Below are 16,850 nucleotides of genomic sequence, written 5' to 3'. Positions count from 1 at the left end.
TGACAAGGGCTCAGAGGAAGCTGTACGGGTCGATGTCGATGGCCACCCGCACCTGGCCGGGCGGCCGCACCCGGGCGCGCCAGGCGGCCATATAGGCTGAGAGGTCGACGCTGCGATCGGCCCGCACCAGGAAGCGCTTGCGCCGCCGGCCGCGCACGAGGCTCAGCGGAGCGTCGGCCGGTCCGTACACCTCCACGCCCGGGGCATTGGGCGCGGCCTGGGCCATGGCCTGCATGAAGGTCTCAAGCTGGGCCGCGTCGGGGCCCGAGGCGATCACCGCGGCGAGGCGCCCGAACGGGGGCAGGCCGGCAAGCTCCCGCTCGGCCATCTCGGCCGCGACGAAGGCGTCCCGGTCCTGGGCCTTCAGCGCCTGCATGACCGCATGGTCCGGGGCGTAGGTCTGCAGCAACGCCCGGCCCGGCCGGTCCTTGCGTCCCGCACGGCCCGTGGCCTGGGCCAGCAGTTGATAGGTGCGCTCGGCCGCCCGCAGGTCGCCGCCGCGCAGGCCAAGATCGGCGTCCACCACGCCCACCAGCGTCAGTTTCGGAAAGTTGTGGCCCTTGGCCGCCGCCTGGGTGGCCACCAGGATGTCGATCTCGCCCTCGGCCATGCTCTCCACAAGCCGCCGGGCTTCACGGGCGTCGAAGACGGTGTCCGAGGAGAAGACGGCGATCCGCGCCTGCGGGAACAGATGGCGGGCCTCCTCCTCCACCCGCTCCACGCCAGGGCCGATGGAGACGAGGCTGTCCTTGGCCCCGCAGTGCGGGCAGGCCGCGGGCTTGGGCATGGAAAAGCCGGTGAGGTGGCAGACGAGGCGCCCCGAGTAGCGGTGCTCCACCAGCCAGCTGTCGGTGTCGGGAGCCGTCATCCGCTCGCCGCACGCCCGGCAGAGCACCAGCGGCGCATAGCCCCGGCGGTTCAGGAACAGCAGCGTCTGCTCGCCCCGGGCCAGGGTCTCGCCCATGGCCGCCACCAGGGGCGGCGAGAGCCAGCGACCGGTCTCGGGCGGCGTTTCCCTGAGGTCGATGAGCTGGATGTCGGGCAATTGCGCCGTCCCGTGACGGGCCGAGAGGCGCAGCCAGCGGTAGCGACCGGTCTCGGCGTTGCGCAGGGTCTCCAGCGAGGGCGTCGCCGAGGCCAGGATCACCGCCGCCCCCTCGATCTTCGCCCGCACTACGGCCAGGTCCCGGCCCTGGTAGATGAAACCGTCCTCCTGCTTGAAGGAGCTGTCGTGCTCCTCGTCCACGATGATCAGCGCGAGCTTGCGGAACGGCAGGAACAGGGCCGAACGGGCGCCGACGACGATGCGGCAATCGCCCGAGGCGACCGCCTCCCACACCCGCCGCCGGGCGGGCGGGGCGACATCCGAATGCCACTCACCCGGACGGGCGCCGAACCGGGCCGTCACACGGGCGATCACCGCCTGGGTCAGGGCGATCTCGGGCAGCAGGATCAGCACCTGGGCCTGTGGATCGGCGGCCAGCGCCGCCGCCGCGGCCTCAAGATAGACCTCGGTCTTCCCTGACCCCGTGACCCCGTCCAGCAAGGCCGCCTCGAACCGTCCCGCCTGCGCGAGGTCGCACAGAACCTGGGCGGCGGCGGCCTGGCTGGGGTTCAGGGCCGGGCCCTTGCGCGACAGGTCGGGCGCCTCGAAGCCGCTGGCGGGCAGGACCAGCCGTTCGGCCAGCACGCCCTCGTCCAGGAGGCCCTTCACCACGCCGGCCGAGACCCCGGCGGCGCGGGCGAGGTCGGCCGGCGGCATGGGTCCCGCAGCCGCCGCCTCCAGCACCTTGGCGCGGGCGGGGGTCATCCGCGCGGGCGTCTGGCCGGTGAGTTCAAGGACGCGCATGGGCCTGGGCTTGGGCGCCCGGGCGCCGCGCAGGGCGATGGCCAGGGGCGCCCCCGGAACATCCACCGCATAGCGGGCGGCCCACTGGACGAACTCCACCGTGCCGGGCGGCAGGCGCGGCTCGTCCAGGCGCTCGGCCACCGCCTTGAGCGGCCGGTTGACGCCGGCCCCGTCACGGACCGCCGCCACCACCCCGCGCACGAGGCGCGGCCCGAGGGGGACGGCCACCTGGTCGCCGAGGTCGAGCGCCATCCCGTCCGGCGCCTCGTAGTCGAAGGCCTCGGGCAGGGGCGCGGGGATGAGGACGGAGGCGATGCGGCTCATCGGGGGTTCGCTCACCTCCTCTTGGCGGCTACAAGCAGGCCGAACAAGTGCAAGGCCTGAAAATGCAGCTCTTCCTCGACACGACCGACGTCGCCCTCCTCAAGGACCTCGCCGCCACGGGCCTCGTGGACGGCGTGACGACCAACCCCTCGCTGATCGCCAAGTCCGGCCGCAACATGCTGGAGGTGATCGCCGAGATCTGCGGGATCGTAGAGGGGCCGGTCAGCGCCGAAGTGGCCGCCACCGATGTGGAGACCATGCTGGCCGAGGGCCGCAAGCTGGCGGGCGTGGCCCCCAATGTGGTGGTGAAGGTGCCGCTCACCCGAGAGGGCCTGATCGCCACGGCCGAGTTCTGCGCCGAGGGCATCCAGACCAACGTCACCCTGTGCTTCTCGGCCGCCCAGGCCCTGCTCGCCGCCAAGGCCGGCGCCACCTACATCAGCCCCTTCATCGGCCGCCTGGACGACCACGGCGCCGAGGGGATCGACCTGATCAGCGAGATCCGGGCGATCTACGACAACTACGACTACGACACCGAGATCCTGGCGGCCTCGATCCGGACCCCGGCCCATGTGAAGGAAGCGGCCCTCGCCGGCGCCGACTGCGCGACCATTCCGCCCGACGTGTTCCAGGCCCTCTTCAAGCACCCGTTAACCGAAAAGGGGCTTCAACAATTCCTCGCCGACTGGGCCAAGACCGGCCAGTCGATTCTCTAGGTAAAGCCTCAGGGACAGCGGGCTTCGGTTCGTCCCCCGCGAGGCTCTCGGCGTTTCGGGGGATTAACCATGGACGGCACCCAGGGCGACATGTTCGGCGTAGCGCTCGAACCGTCCGCCGTCCGCCGCTTCCTGGCCGACAACCCCGACTTCATCCGCGAGGACGAGGGCCTGCTGGCCGAGCTCGGCCTGAAGGTCGCGGCCGGCAATGTGGTCGACTTCGGCCCCGCCGCCCTCGCCCGCGTCCACGCCGCCCACCAGCGCGAGGCCGAAATGCGCCAGCTGCTGGAGGAGACGGCGCGGGCCAATTTCTCGGCCCAGGCCCAGACCCACGGCGCGGTGGTGGACCTGCTCGACAGCCGCAGCCACGCCGACCTCGCCCACCGCGTCGATGAACTGGCCCGCAGCCGCTTCGGCCTGGCGGCCGGCGTCGTCGCCCTGGAAGCCGGAGCCGAGGCGCCCGACGGCTGGCGCCCGCTGGTGGAAGGCCAGGTGGACATGATCCTGGGCGGCGCCCACCGGCAGACGCGCATGGGCTTCGCGCCCACCGCGCTTGGCCTGTTCGGCGAAGCGTCCGGCGAGATCCGCTCGATGGCCATGGTGCGCATGGCCGCCTGGGAGCCGGCGCGGGCGGGCCTGCTGGCCTTCGGCTCGCACGATCCGGAGGGCTTCACCCCCGACATGGGCGCCGAACTGGTGACCTTCCTCGCCCGCGTGGTGGAGCGCACCGCGGAGCGATGGCCGCTCCTCTGAGCGCCGCCGACGCCCGCGCCGCCTGGCTGGAGCACCTGGCCAACGAGCGGCGGGCCTCGCCGCGGACGCTGGAGGCCTACGGCTTCGCCGCCGCCCGCTACATCGCCTTCCTCGAACAGCACCGGGGCGAAGCGCTCTCGGCGAAAGACCTCGGAACGGTCGCCGCCGGGGAGGTGCGCGCCTGGCTGGCCCATCTGCGCGCCGGCGAACCGCCCCTGTCGCCCCGCTCCCTCAGCCAGGCGCTGTCGGCCATCCGCACCTTCCACCGCTTCCTGGACCGCCGGCTGGACATCCCCAACGCCGCCATCGCCCTCGTCCGCGGTCCGCGGGTGAAGCCGGGCGCGCCGCGGCCGGTCACCGAGGATCAGGCCCTCGGCCTGATCGCCGAGCCCGCCCTCGATCCCGATCGCGAGGACTGGGAGGTGGCCCGCGACCAGGCGGTGCTGACCCTGCTCTACGGCTGCGGCCTGCGGATCTCGGAGGCGCTGTCCCTGAAGCGGTCGGATGCGCCGATCCCCGGCCAGCTGCGGATCACCGGCAAGGGCTCCAAGACCCGCATCGTCCCGGTCCTGCCGGCCGTCCGCGAGGCGGTGGACGCCTATCTGGCCAGCGTCCCCTTCGGGCTCGCCCCCGATGAGCCGCTTTTCCGGGCCAGGCGCGGCGGCCCCCTCAGCCCCCGTCACGTGCAGGCGACGGTGCAGAACCTGCGCAGCCGCCTCGGCCTGCCGGAGAGCGCCACGCCCCATGCCTTGCGCCATTCGTTCGCCACCCACCTGCTCGGGGCGGGCGCCGACCTGCGCTCGATCCAGGAACTGCTGGGGCACGCCTCGTTGTCGACCACCCAGCGCTACACCGAGGTCGACGCCGCGGCCCTGCTCAGCGCCTACGCCTCGGCGCACCCCCGGGCCTGACCGCGGCTAGCGTCCTGCGCCGTACTGCACGACCCGCGGATTGGCGCAGCGCCGACGGAGCGGGCGACGGCCTTTTCGTGGCTGGCCTTGGCAGGTCGGCGGGTTCGACGGCCTTGGCCTTGCCGTCCTTGCGATAAGGCAGGGCCGGATCGGAGAAGGTCTGGATGATCCTGCCCTGGGGGGCATAACCCATCGGCCTGGGCGCGAGCGGGCGCGGCGGGCCGCGATAGGCCTTGATGCTGGCCGTCGGCGCCGGCCGGGCCGAGCCCATGGCGGCGGCGGCAAGAAGGGCGAGCATCCCGACCTCCCCGGGGCTTCGGGGACCGAGCGGACTCGGCCCGGGGCGGCGGCAAATGAACTTTCAGCGGACGAAGCGCAGCCAGGCGACGCCGTTGTCCGAACCGGCCTCGACGCAGGCGAAGCCTTCGCGGCGATAGAAGGCCTGGGCCCGAAGATTGGCGGCCTGACACTTGAGAGACAGCGGACCGTCCGCCTGGGCGCTCACATGGTCCAGGAGCGCCTTGCCGACGCCCCGGCCGCGGTCGGCCACGAAGAGCGAATGCAGGAAGTTCTGCGGACGGTAGAAGGCGGCGAGGCCGACGATGCGGCCGGCCTCGATCGCCACATAGACCTCCTCCACGCGGGCGGCGCGCAGGAAGTCGGCCTCCTGGTGCCGCTCGGGCGGCTGCCAGGTGAAGGTCTCGCGCAGGACGCGGACGTAGAGCTCGGCGCAGGCCGCCAGCTCGTCCGTCCGCGCGCGGCGGACGATCAGGCCTGCATCGTCCATCCTTCGACGCCCATGGCGGCCTGGCGCATGGCCTCGGACCGGGTGGGGTGCGGGTGGCAGGTGCGGGCCACGTCCTCGGAGGCCGCCCGGAAGGCCATGGCCACGCAGAACTCGCCGATCATCTCGGACACCGACGGACCGATGGCATGGGCGCCCAGGATCTCGTCGGTGGCGGCGTCGGCCAGCACCTTCACGAAGCCTTCCGTCTCGTGATTGATCTTGGCCCGGCTGTTGGCGGTGAAGGGGAACTTGCCGACCTTGTAGGCGCGGCCTTCTTCCTTCAGCTGCTCCTCGGTCTTGCCGACCCAGGCCACTTCCGGCGCGGTGTAAACCACCGACGGGACGAGGTTGTAGTCCACGTGGCCGTAGCCTCGGGCGATGGTCTCGATGACCGCCACGGCGTCTTCCTCGGCCTTGTGGGCCAGCATCGGACCATGGGTGACGTCGCCGATGGCCCAGACGCCCGCCGCCGAGGTCTGGAAGTGGTCGGTCTCGATAAAGCCGCGCTTGTCGGGCGTGATCCCCACCGTTTCCAGGCCCAAGCCTTCGGTGTAGGGACGACGGCCAATGGCCAGGAGGACATAGTCCCCTTCGATCGTCTCGGCCGGACCGCCCGCGACGGGCTCGAAGGTGAGGGTGACGTCCTTCTTGGACACCTTCGCGCCGGTGACCTTGGCGCCCAGCTTGAACTCCATGCCCTGCTTGGTCAGCGAGCGCTGGAAGGTCTTGGCCACCTCGGCGTCCATGCCGGGGGTGATGCGGTCGAGGTACTCGACCACGGTGACCTTGGCGCCCAGGCGGCGCCACACCGACCCCAGCTCCAGGCCGATGATGCCGGCGCCGATGACGATCAGGTGCTTCGGAACCTCGGGCAGCGACAGGGCGCCGGTGGAATCCACGATCCGCTGCTGATCAACCTCGACGCCCGGCAGCTTCGACGGCTCCGAGCCGGTGGCGATGACGATGTTCTTGGCTTCGAGGGTGGTGACCGCGCCGTCCTCGGCGGTCACCTCGACCTTGCCGGGACCGGCGATACGGCCGAAGCCCTTCACCCAGTCGATCTTGTTCTTCTTGAACAGAAACTCGATGCCCTTGGTGAGCTGGGCGACGCTGTCGGCCTTCTGCTTCATCATCTGGGCGAGGTTGAGCTTCGGCTTCACCTCGATGCCCAGGTGGGCGAACTCGTTCTCGGCGGCGGCGAAGAGTTCGGACGCGTGCAGCAGGGCCTTCGAGGGCATGCAGCCAACGTTCAGGCAGGTGCCGCCCAGGGCGCCGCGGCTTTCGACGCAGGCCGCCTTCAGGCCGAGCTGGCCCGCCCGGATCGCCGCATTGTAGCCGCCGGGGCCGCCCCCGATGATCACGACGTCGTAGGTGGTGGTCTCAGCCATGGTCCGCTTCGGTCCCCGAAAATAACTGGCGCGCAAAATGGGCGGGCACCCTAGGCCCGGATGGCCCAAGGTCAACCTTCAAGCGAGGCGCCCTACGCTTCAAGGCCGCGCAGCGCGTCCATATGGGGATCACGTGGGCGCGGTGCACGGTCTGTAGGCTCAGAACCCTGCTGCATCCGGTCAACCCCGCCGCCAGCGTTGGCGACCGCCGCCTTCTTCAGCATCCCGGGGCCGCAGGGCGACCCGGGGGAAGGCAGTAAACGGTAGCTTAAGGCGAACGGCCACACTTGGGTTCTTTAGCGATTCGCCGGCTGAACGGCGTTCGTCCCTGGCTGAAGATCATGAGCGTCGCGCGCACCCTGCACCACTTCCCCCTGGACCCCGCTTCGCGCCAGGTGAGGTTGACGCTGGGCGAAAAGCGGCTGCCGTTCACGGATGTCCAGGTGCGCTACTGGGAGCGCCCCAAGGCGCTCACCCGCATGAACCCGTCGGGCCTGATCCCGGTGCTGGTGGAGGCTCGCGAGGGCGCCGAGCCGCTGGTGCTGTGCGAGACCCGGGCGATCCTGGATCACCTGGAGGAGACCGCGCCCGAGCCGGCCCTGCTGAGCCGCGACCTGGCCGAGCGGGCCGAGGCGCGGCGGCTGCTGTCCTGGTTCGACCGCAAGTTCGAGTTCGAGGCCGGCGGTTACATCCTGCACGAGAAGATGGAGAAGCGGCTGCTGGGCCTCGGCGCGCCCGAACTCGCCAACCTGCGCCAAGGCCGCGACGGCCTCCGGAACCACCTGCACTATCTCGAGACCCTGCTCGAAACCCGCGAATGGCTGGCCGGCAAGCGCCTGTCCCTGGCGGATTTCGCCGGCGCCGCCCACCTGTCGGTGATCGACTATTTCGGCGACGTGCCCTGGAAGGACTTCCCGGGCGTGAAGACGTGGTACATGAAGCTGAAATCCCGGCCGTGTTTCCGGCCGCTGCTCACGGACCGCTGGCCGGGCCTGACGCCCGCGCCGCATTATGACGACCTCGACTTCTGACGCCCGCGAAGAGCTGATCCGCGCCGAGGCCCTGGCGCTGGGGTTCGACCTCTGCCGGTTCACCGACATCGACAAGGCCTGGGCTGCGGCGGGCCGCCTGGACGCTTTCGTCGAGGCCGGGCGGCACGGCGAGATGGGCTGGATGGCCGAGACCCGCGAGCGCCGCCGCCATCCTCGCGCCATGTGGGCCGACGCCCGCTCGGCGGTGATGCTGGGGGTGAATTACGGCCCAGCCCACGATCCCGCCGCCGTCCTGGCGCAGAAGGATCGGGCGGCGATCAGCGTCTACGCCCAGGGCGACGACTACCACGACCTGATCAAGAAGAAGCTCAAGCGCCTGGCCGGCTGGATCCAGCAGCAGTTCGGAGGCGAGGTGAAGGTGTTCGTCGACACCGCGCCGCTCCTGGAAAAACCCCTGGCCGAGCGGGCGGGGATCGGCTGGCAGGGCCGGCACACCAATCTCGTCAGCCGGGAGTTCGGCTCCTGGCTGTTCCTGGGCTCGGTCCTGACCACTCTGGAGCTTTCGCCCGACGCCGCCGAGGCGGTCCACTGCGGCTCGTGCCAGGCCTGCCTGGAGGTCTGCCCCACCAGCGCCTTCCCGGCGCCGTTCCAGCTCGACGCCCGGCGCTGCATTTCCTACCTGACCATTGAGCTCAAGGGGGCGATCCCCCGTGAGTTCCGCTCCGCCCTCGGCAATCGCATCTACGGCTGCGACGACTGTCTGGCGGTCTGCCCCTGGAACAAGTTCGCCCGGGAGGCCCGGGAACAGAAGCTGGCCGCCCGGGAGGCGCTCAGGGCGCCGGCGCTGGCCGACCTTGTCCGCCTGGACGATCCCGCTTTCCGCGCCCTTTTCACCAAGAGCCCCGTCAAGCGCATCGGCCGCGACCGGTTCGTGCGCAACGTCCTCTACGCCATCGGCAATTCCGGCGAGGCTGGGCTCGCCCCCGAGGCGTTCAGGCTGCTGGACGATCCGGCCCCCGTGGTGCGCGGGGCGGCGGTCTGGGCCCTGTCTCGCCTGCTGCCGGCCGCCGACTTCGAGGCCGCCCGCGCGGCTCGCCTGCCGGCGGAGCCCGATCCCGAAGTGCGAGAGGAATGGCTGGCGGCTAGAAGCTGACCGGCCCCAGATCCTTCAGGCGCGGCAGGACGCGGTCCTTGTCGGAGAGCACCGGCTCGCCCTCGAGCGGCCAGGCGATGGCGAGGTCAGGATCGTTCCAGGCGACGCCGCCCTCGGTCTGCGGCGCATAGAGGCCGTCCACCTTGTAGAAGAGCATGGTGTCGTCCACGAGAGTCACATAGCCGTGGGCGAAGCCGCGGGGCACCCACAGCTGCTCGCCCCCCTCGGCGGTGAGGGTCGCGCCGACCCACTTGCCGTAGGTGGCCGATCCCGGCCGGACGTCCACCGCCACATCGAAGATCGCCCCGTGCAGCACCCGCACCAGCTTGCCCTGGGCGTGCGGGGCCTTCTGGAAATGCAGCCCGCGCAAGGTGCCCTTCCGGGCGTTGAAGGCCTGGTTGTCCTGGACGAACTCGGTGTCGACCCCCGCCTCGGCCATGGCCTTGCGGCTCCAGGTCTCGGAGAACCAGCCACGGGCATCGCCGAAACGCTTCGGCGTGATAAGCAGGACTTCAGGCAGGTCGGCGAGCGGCGTGACGATCATGTCGCTTAACAGAGGTTACAGACAGGCCCCGCATGGCCCACCCAGAACGTGAAGACAAGCCGCAAGTCCCCGCCGTCACCGTCGCGGTCGTGGCCTATCGCAGCGGCGCCACGCTGCGTGGCTGCCTCGAGGGGCTAGCGGCCCAGACCTATGGCGACTTCGAGCTGGTGCTGGTGGACAACGCCTCGCCCGACCGAGAGGCGCAGGCCGTCGCCGACGTGGTCCCCGGAACCCGGCTGATCGAGAACGCCGAGAACCTGGGCTTTGCAGCCGCCTGCAACCAGGCGGCCCGGGCAGGGCGCGGCCGCTGGCTGGCGCTGCTCAACCCCGACGCCTATCCGCAGGCCGACTGGCTGGAACGGCTGATGGCCGCCGCGGCCCGCCGACCCGAGGTGCGGAGCTTCACCTCCCGCCAGGTGATGGACGACGACCCGCGCGTCCTCGACGGCCTGGGCGATGTCATGAGCCTCCCATGCATTCCCTATCGCGGCGGCTATCTGCAGCCGGACCCGGGCGATACGCCCGAGGGCGAGGTCTTCAGTCCCTGCGGCGCGGCGATGCTCATCGACCGGGAGCTGTTCCTGGCCCTCGGCGGCTTCGACGAAAGCTTCTTCTGTTACTGCGAGGACGTGGACCTGGGCTACCGGCTGCAACTGGCGGGAGAGCCGACGGTGCTTGCGCCCGACGCGGTGGTGCGCCACGTGGGCTCGGCCTCCTCGGGCGGCGCCAAGTCCGAGTTCGCCCTGTTCCACGGCTACCGCAACCGCTTCTGGGTGCTGGTGAAGGACACCCCGGACCTTTTGCTACCCCTGGTGCTGCCGGCCCATCTGCTGGCGGTGGCCTATATCGCCGCCCGCCGGCCCAACCGGCCCTATTTCGGCATCACCCTGAAGGCCTACCGCGCCGCCCTGGCCGGGCTTGGGCCCGTGCTGCGCAGGCGGCGGGCGGTGCAGAAGGCCCGGCGGCGCTCGGCGCTGGCCATCGCCCGGGCCATGACCTGGAACCCCCGCGACCTCATGGGCCGGCGGGCGGTGATCAGGCCTCTGCCGCCCATTCGATCAGCCGGCGCATGAAGCTCGCGCCGCGCTGCATCTGGCTGACCTCCACATATTCATCGGGCTGATGGGCCTGGGCGATGGAGCCCGGCCCGCAGATCACCGTCGAGAAGCCCGCCTCCTGGAACTGCCCGGCCTCGGCGGCGAAGGCCACCACCCGGGGCGGACCGTTGTCGCCGGCCAGGCGCCGGGCGAAGGCCTCGGCCACGCCGTTCCGCTCGGGGGCGAAGGGCGGCACGTCGGTGCGCTTCTCCAGCACCACCCCGGCCTCGGGCGCCCGGGCCTTGAGGGCGGCGTCCATGGCCGCCACCTGCGCCCGGAAGTCCTTCAGCACCGCGTCGGCCTTCAGCCCCGGCGGGGTCCGTAGGTCGAAGACGAATTCGCAGTGGCGGGCGATGATGTTGTGGGCCGTTCCCCCGTTCACCAGGCCGATGGTCAGGGTCGCCCCCTTGGGCGTGAACGGCGAAGCGGGGTCGGCCTCGGCCTCCAGCCGCTCGGAGAGGTCGGTGAGGGCGTTCATCAGGCGGGCCGCCGCCATCACCGCCGAGACGCCCTGCTGGGTCTGGCTGGAGTGCGACTCCCGCCCCGTGACCGTGACCTTGTAGGTGGCGATGCCCTTGTGGCCGTTGACCGCCACCATGTCGGTGGGCTCGCCCACCACCACCAGCGCCGGGGGCGGCAACTCGCGGCGGATCACCTCGATCATCAGCGGCGCCCCAAGGCAGCCGACCTCTTCGTCGAACGAAAAGGCCAGATGCACCGGCCGGCGGGCCGTCCTGGCCAGTTCGGGCGCGGCGGCCAGGGCCAGGGCCAGGAAGCCCTTCATGTCGCAGGTCCCGCGGCCGTAGAGCCGGCCGTCGCGTTCCACCACCGTCCAGGGATCGGTGCTCCAGGGCTGGCCGTCCACCGGCACCACGTCGGTATGGCCGGAGAGGACAACCCCGCCCGGCTCGGCGGGCCCCAGGGTGGCCAGGAGGTTGGACTTCGTCCCGTCGGCGTTGGGCACCCGCCGGTGGGTCACGCCCAGGCCGTCGAGATAGCGCTCCACCCATTCGATGAGGGCGAGGTTGGACCGGCGGGAGGTCGTGTCGAAACCCACCAGCGTAGTGAGCAGGTCCCGGGCGGACGGGTAGAGATCAGCCGTCATGCCCAAAGCCTTAACCCCTGGCTGGCGGTCTGGGCTACCCCTGCATGATCCGGCCGGGGCCGGGCAGCACGTCGATCAGCTCGATGCGGAAGATCAGGGCGGCGTTGGGCGGAATCTCACCGCCGGCCCCCTCCGCGCCATAGCCCTGCTCGGGCGGGACGTAGAGGATCCACTCGTCGCCGGGACGCATCTGGACCAGGGCTTCCTGCCAGGCCGGAATCAGGCCCCGCAGCGGCATGGCCGCCGGCTGGCCTCGCTCGTACGAGCTGTCGAAGACTCGGCCGTTGATCAGCTTGCCCTCGTAGTGAACCTTCACCTCGTCGCGCAGGGTCGGCTTGATGCCCGTCTCGGGCCCGGACCGAACGACCCTGTAGGCGACGCCGGACGGCAGGACCTGAACGCCCTCCTCCTTGACGGTCTTCTCCATGAAGGCCTTGGAGGCTTCCGCCTGGTCGGGGAGCTTCGCCTTGGGTTGGCAGGCGGCGAGCGCGAGGGCGGCCGCCGCAAGGATCAGGACACGCTTCATCTCGGACTACTCGCTAGACCACTCGGGGGGGATAGCCGCGCTCGCGCAGGGCATCCATCACTTCCTGGGTGTGCTGGGCGTCACGGGTTTCGATCATCACGTCGAACTCGGCGCCCTTGGCCGGCACGTCCAGGGCCAGACGATTGTGGGCCACCTCGATGATGTTGGCGCCCATCTGGCCGATGGTGGCCGACACATTGGCCAGCAGGCCGGGCCGATCGTCGCCGATGATCCGCAGCGAGACGATGCGGCTCTCGCGCACCAACTCACGGGTCAGCACCGAGGCCAGCAGGCGGGTGTCGATGTTGCCGCCGGTGATGACCAGCCCGCACTTCTTGCCCCGGAACCGCTCGGGATAGGCCAGGAGCGCCGCCAGCGAGGCCGCGCCGGCGCCTTCGGCCACCGTCTTCTCCACGTTGGCGTAAAGGGCGATGCCGCGCTCGAAGTAGGGCTCCTCGATCAGCAGCACGTCGTCGATCAGCGGCCGGGAGACGGAATAGGTGACCTCGCCCACCTGTTTCACCGCGATCCCCTCGGCGATGGTGGAGGCGCCGACATTGGTGGCCGTGCGCACGCCGCGCATCTTGGCGGTGAACGAGGGGAACATGGCCGGCTCGACGCCGACCACGCGGATGTCCTTCTTCAGGTGCTTGGCCGCCGTGGCCATGCCGGCGATCAGACCGCCGCCGCCGATGGGGATCGGCAGCACTTCGAGGTCCGGCACGTCCTCCAGCATCTCCAGGGCGACGGTGCCCTGGCCGGCCATGACGTCCAGGTCGTCGAACGGATGGACGAAGGTGAGGCCGCGCTCCTCGCAGATGCGCCGGGCCGTGGCCGAGGCCTCGTCATAGCCGTCGCCGTCGATGACCACCTCGGCCCCGTGGGCCCGGGTCTGCTGCACCTTCACGAAGGGCGTGCCTTTCGGCATCACGATGGTGACCGGAATGCCCAGCCGCGCGGCGTGATAGCTGAGCCCCTGGCTGTGGTTGCCGGCCGAGGCGGCGATGACCCCGCGCTTGGCGACCTCGCCATCCAGCTGCAGCAGCTTGTTGAGCGCGCCGCGCTCCTTGTAGGCCGCCGTGAACTGGAGGTTCTCGAACTTCAGCCACACCTCCGCCCCCGTGATCTCGGAGAGGGTGCGCGACAGGCGACAGGGCGTGCGCTCGATGTGACCCTGAAGCCGTTCCTTGGCCGCCAGGATGTCGTCGAAGCTCAGGGTCATTGCGTGGGTCGGGTCCTCGAAAGGTCGCGCAACCTAGCGACGGCGCGCCTCTGCTGCAACGCAGCGCGCTGGGCCGGCCCAAAATGAAATCGAGACCGCGCACGGTTCAGCTATAAGGCCGCCGTGTCGCATTCGTCATCGAATCCCGTCTTTCGCCCCGCCCTGTTCCTCGACCGCGACGGCGTGCTCAACGAGGACCGCGGCTATGTCCACCGCTGGGACGACTTCACCTGGATCCCGGGCGCCCGGGAGACTGTGGCCGCCTTCAACCGCGCCGGCTGGCTGGTGATCGTGGTGACCAATCAGTCGGGGGTCGGGCGCGGCTACTACACCGAGGCGGACGTGCATGCCCTGCACGCCCGGATGCAGGAGGACCTCGCCGAGGCGGGCGCGCGGATCGACACCTTCTACCATGCGCCCCAGCACCCGGAGGCGCCCCTGGAGGCCTACCGCCACCCGGACCCGCCGCTGCGCAAGCCCAACCCGGGCATGCTGCTGCAGGCCATGGCCGAGTGGCCCATCGACCGCGAGGCCTCGCTGATGATCGGCGACAAGCCCTCCGACCTAGAGGCGGCCCTCCGCGCCGGGGTGAAGGGCGTGCTGTTCGAAGGCGGAAACCTCCGCGATTTCCTGGTGAAGCAGGCTCTGTGGCCCGCATAGGCCCGCGGAGAGACGGCCATGTCTGAAACGCCCGACATCCTGAAGGCCGGCTGGGACGCGGCGCTGAACGGCGCGCCCGCGGACCAGGTCCTGCCCGCGCTCGCCGCTATCGGCGAGGGCGATCCGCGCTTCCCTGAGGCGCAGCACCTGCGCGGATATCTGGCCCTGCGCTGGGGTGACGCCGCGAGGGCCCTCCCGCTGCTGACCGACGCCATTCGTCGTGGGCATGGCCGCCGGGCCGTCTGGCTGCGGCTGGCGGCGGCGGCCAGCCGCCTCGGCTGGCCTGACGAGAGCGTGGCCATGGTGCAGGATCTTCTGCGCCGGCTTGCTCCCGGGGACCTTGACCCGTTCGTCGTCGACCTCGTCCGGGCGACCGACTTCGCCAACAAGGAACTCAGCGCCGCCAAGGACGCCACCTTTGAGCGGCTTCTGCTGACCATCCTTCCCGACCTTCTGGCGCGCGAGGCCATGGACGCCGCCATGCTGCTCGAGGGGGCGATCTACGAGTTCTACGTGAAGCCGACGGAGACGGACGCCCACTTCCAGCACTGCATGAGCCGCCTGGAGCCGCTGTTCACCGCCGCCGGCCGCGCCTGGCGGGAGAGGCTGCCCGCGCTCCCCCGACCGCCGATGCGGCGGCCCTATCGCATCGGCTTCTTCATCCATAGCGCCTCGATGCTCGCCCACATCGAGGTGCTGCTGAACACCCTGAAGGGCTATCGCCGGCTCGCCGACCAGCCGTTCGAGCCCATCGTCTACTGCTTCTCCGGCAAGGACCCGCGCCTGGAGGCGGCCCTGACCGAGCTGTCCGTCCCGATAGTGATGCTGAAGGAGCGCTTCCCGGAGGCGGCGAACTCGAGCTGGCGACGCCTCCTCCGTCTGCGCGAGTCTGTGGCCGAGGACGGCGTCCACGAGGTGATCTGGGTCAGCCTCGTGACCATCCTGCCCCTGGCCTTCGGCCTGCGCATCGCCCCCGTCCAGACCTGGTGGGCGATGAAGTACCGCAACTTCAGCCAGCCCGACATCGACGGCTATGTCACCGGCAGCGCCCTGACGCGGTACTCCACCTTCGCCGGCCGGCGCTGGAGGATGGGGCGGCTCGGCGTGGACGACTGGTACGATCCCGCGCTGGAAGGGGAGGCTGCCGCGATCCGCGCGCGATTTGCCGGCAAGACCATCCTCATGACCCTCGGGCGGACCGAGAAGATGCGGGACGCCGATTATCTGTCGGCCGTGGTCACCCTGCTGAAGCGTCATCCCGAGGCGGTGTTCCTGTGGGCCGGACGAGAGGAGGACCCCATCGTCGTAAAGGCCTTCGCCGAAGGCGGAGTGCTGGCCCAGACCCACTTCATCGGCTGGGTGAACACACGGCTCTACGCCCAGGTGGCCGACATCTTCCTGGACACCTTCCCGTTCCCCTGCGGCTTCACGCTGTTCCAGGCGATGGCGGCGGCGAAGCCCGTGGTCGTCTTTGATGCATCAGAGGCGGCTCAAGCAGGGCTCATGAGCTTCATCAAGCCACTGCTCGACGGCGACGAAGGCACGGCTGAAGAGCGCCAGGAACTCCGTTCCCTAGTGGGAGATCCGGACGCGCCAATGATCGCCATTGCGCGATCATCCGATGACTATGTGCGCTGCGCAGATCGGCTGATCACGGACCATGCGGCCCGCGCGGCGGCCGGCGGCGCCTCCAAACGCTTCATGGACCGCTATTTCTCCAGCTCGACGTCCATGGGCGCGTCCTTCACCAGCCATTTCGTCGAGCTCGTCGACGAAGCGGCGGCCCGCGCAAGCTAGTCCAGCCTGCCTGAACCGGCCTGATGGATGAGCGGGCGTTCGAGATACAGGCTGCGGAAAATCTGCTCACGGCTGCGGCCGCTTGCCAGCAGTTTTCCCAGGTGGCGCGAGTGGGTTCCGGTGAGGCCCAGCGCCACATTCCAGTAGTCGTAGTCCTGACCCACTCGCCGTGAAAATTCCTCAGCGAGGCTGATCGCATGCGAGATCCGATCTGGATCGTCCAGCGTGAGCAGGCTCAACAGCACCTCGGTCGGGGCATTGCCGCCGGAGCGCCCAAAACCGCCCAGGGTGCCGTCCACATAGGCATAGCCAAGCTCCGCCGCCACGAGGCTGTTGGAAACGGCGGAGTGGAGATTGTTGTGCCCGTGGAACGCTTTGCGCGCCGGCCAATGTCGGCTGAAATGCGTCAAGGCTGCCAGGGTGCGCGCGCCGTACAGGAACCCGGCGGAGTCGACGTAGTAGCAGCCGGCGGTCTCAAGCTTCGCAAGGGACGCCAGGGTCTCCTCGATCAAGTCCAGCGGCCAGACTGAGGAGGCCATCAGGAATGGGAAGGCTTCGACTCCTGACCCCTGAAGCTCCGCGAGCACTTCAAAACCGGCCTCGACGGCAGAGTCCGGGATGCCGACCCGGATGAACTGGGCGCCATCGCCGGCGCACTCTCGAACTTCCTGGAGCGTCGCATTCCCGGCGATCAGGAAACACCCGACCTTGCTCGCGCCCGCAACAGATAGCGCGGCCTCAAGATATGCCCGGTCGGTCGCCCCCGCCGCCTTCCCGTGCAGGCGCGCGCCGCCGAGGCCGAGGCCATGCCCCACCTCGATGTGCGACACCCCCAGCTCAGACAGGCCCTTGGTGATCGACCGGGTCGTGTCCAGGTCGATCATGAAGTCGACCACGTAGCTGGAGTCTCGCAGGGTGCAGTCGAAGACAGTCGTCATAGATCCTCAATGCGCAGCGTCATGCGCGGATGGCCTCTTTTGGAGGACGCTTCTAGGCCAAAGTCCTGCGGGCGCCTTCGGACGAGTG

16 protein-coding genes are annotated in these 16,850 nt (G+C 70.1%); 8 read left to right on the top strand and 8 right to left on the bottom strand.

The window, feature by feature from the left end; translation table 11 throughout:
- Positions 1–10: 10 nt before the first annotated feature.
- Positions 11–2,173 (bottom strand): primosomal protein N', encoded by a 2,163-nt coding sequence (locus BO64_RS04365; RefSeq protein WP_496402053.1) that lies wholly within the window; start codon positions 2,171–2,173, stop codon positions 11–13.
- Positions 2,174–2,235: 62 nt separating this feature from the next.
- Between BO64_RS04365 and fsa the strand changes: the two genes are divergently transcribed.
- The 3 genes from fsa (at position 2,236) to BO64_RS04350 (ending at position 4,553) form a co-directional block, all read left to right on the top strand.
- Entirely contained in the window at positions 2,236–2,889 is a 654-nt protein-coding gene (gene fsa, locus BO64_RS04360) for a fructose-6-phosphate aldolase (protein ID WP_496402052.1), read from the top strand.
- Positions 2,890–2,958: 69 nt separating this feature from the next.
- Positions 2,959–3,642, top strand: coding sequence for a DUF484 family protein (locus BO64_RS04355; protein ID WP_496402051.1), 684 nt, complete (start codon positions 2,959–2,961; stop codon positions 3,640–3,642).
- Entirely contained in the window at positions 3,627–4,553 is a 927-nt protein-coding gene (locus BO64_RS04350; RefSeq protein ID WP_496402050.1) for a tyrosine recombinase XerC, read from the top strand. Before BO64_RS04355 ends, BO64_RS04350 begins: the two co-directional genes overlap by 16 nt.
- A 361-nt stretch (positions 4,554–4,914) precedes the next feature.
- Here the strand turns inward: BO64_RS04350 and BO64_RS04345 are convergent, their stop codons facing one another.
- The gene (locus BO64_RS04345) at positions 4,915–5,340 is read right to left on the bottom strand and encodes a GNAT family N-acetyltransferase (protein ID WP_496402049.1); all 426 of its coding nucleotides are present in this window, start codon (positions 5,338–5,340) and stop codon (positions 4,915–4,917) included.
- The gene (lpdA, locus tag BO64_RS04340; protein WP_496402048.1) at positions 5,322–6,728 is read right to left on the bottom strand and encodes a dihydrolipoyl dehydrogenase; all 1,407 of its coding nucleotides are present in this window, start codon (positions 6,726–6,728) and stop codon (positions 5,322–5,324) included. Before lpdA ends, BO64_RS04345 begins: the two co-directional genes overlap by 19 nt.
- Before the next feature lie 341 nt (positions 6,729–7,069).
- Here lpdA and fzlA point away from each other — a divergent pair, with 341 nt between their 5' ends.
- Together fzlA and queG are read left to right on the top strand one after the other, a co-directional pair.
- Positions 7,070–7,759, top strand: coding sequence for an FtsZ-binding protein FzlA (gene fzlA / locus BO64_RS04335; RefSeq protein ID WP_496402047.1), 690 nt, complete (start codon positions 7,070–7,072; stop codon positions 7,757–7,759).
- On the top strand, positions 7,740–8,873 hold the full coding sequence (queG, locus tag BO64_RS04330) for a tRNA epoxyqueuosine(34) reductase QueG (RefSeq protein WP_496402046.1): 1,134 nt from the start codon (positions 7,740–7,742) through the stop codon (positions 8,871–8,873). The genes fzlA and queG overlap by 20 nt, the downstream gene beginning before the upstream one ends.
- Here the strand turns inward: queG and rfbC are convergent.
- The gene (gene rfbC, locus BO64_RS04325; RefSeq protein WP_496402045.1) at positions 8,863–9,417 is read right to left on the bottom strand and encodes a dTDP-4-dehydrorhamnose 3,5-epimerase; all 555 of its coding nucleotides are present in this window, start codon (positions 9,415–9,417) and stop codon (positions 8,863–8,865) included. The two genes, queG and rfbC, sit on opposite strands and share 11 nt — an antisense overlap.
- A gap of 32 nt (positions 9,418–9,449) precedes the next feature.
- Between rfbC and BO64_RS04320 the strand changes: the two genes are divergently transcribed.
- Positions 9,450–10,490: a glycosyltransferase family 2 protein gene (locus BO64_RS04320; RefSeq protein WP_496402044.1), complete on the top strand. Its 1,041-nt coding sequence runs from the start codon at positions 9,450–9,452 to the stop codon at positions 10,488–10,490.
- On the opposite strand, the gene argE is transcribed toward BO64_RS04320, so the two are convergent.
- Genes argE through BO64_RS04305 form a run of 3 tightly spaced genes read right to left on the bottom strand, consistent with a single transcriptional unit; the run spans position 10,453 to position 13,367 of the window.
- On the bottom strand, positions 10,453–11,619 hold the full coding sequence (gene argE / locus BO64_RS04315) for an acetylornithine deacetylase (protein WP_496402043.1): 1,167 nt from the start codon (positions 11,617–11,619) through the stop codon (positions 10,453–10,455). The genes BO64_RS04320 and argE overlap by 38 nt on opposite strands.
- 34 nt (positions 11,620–11,653) lie before the next feature.
- A complete protein-coding gene (locus BO64_RS04310; RefSeq protein ID WP_496402042.1) occupies positions 11,654–12,145 on the bottom strand; it encodes an FKBP-type peptidyl-prolyl cis-trans isomerase in 492 nt (163 codons plus the stop codon).
- Positions 12,146–12,158: 13 nt separating this feature from the next.
- Positions 12,159–13,367, bottom strand: a complete 1,209-nt coding sequence (locus BO64_RS04305; RefSeq protein WP_496402041.1) for a threonine ammonia-lyase — start codon at positions 13,365–13,367, stop codon at positions 12,159–12,161.
- A gap of 123 nt (positions 13,368–13,490) precedes the next feature.
- Here BO64_RS04305 and BO64_RS04300 point away from each other — a divergent pair, with 123 nt between their 5' ends.
- Positions 13,491–14,027, top strand: a complete 537-nt coding sequence (locus BO64_RS04300; RefSeq protein WP_496402040.1) for a D-glycero-alpha-D-manno-heptose-1,7-bisphosphate 7-phosphatase — start codon at positions 13,491–13,493, stop codon at positions 14,025–14,027.
- Between the two features lie 18 nt (positions 14,028–14,045).
- Positions 14,046–15,824 (top strand): glycosyltransferase, encoded by a 1,779-nt coding sequence (locus BO64_RS04295; RefSeq protein WP_496402039.1) that lies wholly within the window; start codon positions 14,046–14,048, stop codon positions 15,822–15,824.
- Here BO64_RS04295 and BO64_RS04290 read toward each other — a convergent pair.
- Positions 15,821–16,762, bottom strand: a complete 942-nt coding sequence (locus BO64_RS04290; RefSeq protein ID WP_496402038.1) for a hydroxymethylglutaryl-CoA lyase-like TIM-barrel protein — start codon at positions 16,760–16,762, stop codon at positions 15,821–15,823. The genes BO64_RS04295 and BO64_RS04290 overlap by 4 nt on opposite strands.
- Between the last annotated feature and the right edge of the window lie 88 nt (positions 16,763–16,850).

The sequence above is a fragment of the Phenylobacterium composti DSM 19425 genome, assembly GCF_059568645.1.
This window is presented reverse-complemented; position numbering and strand designations above follow the sequence as displayed.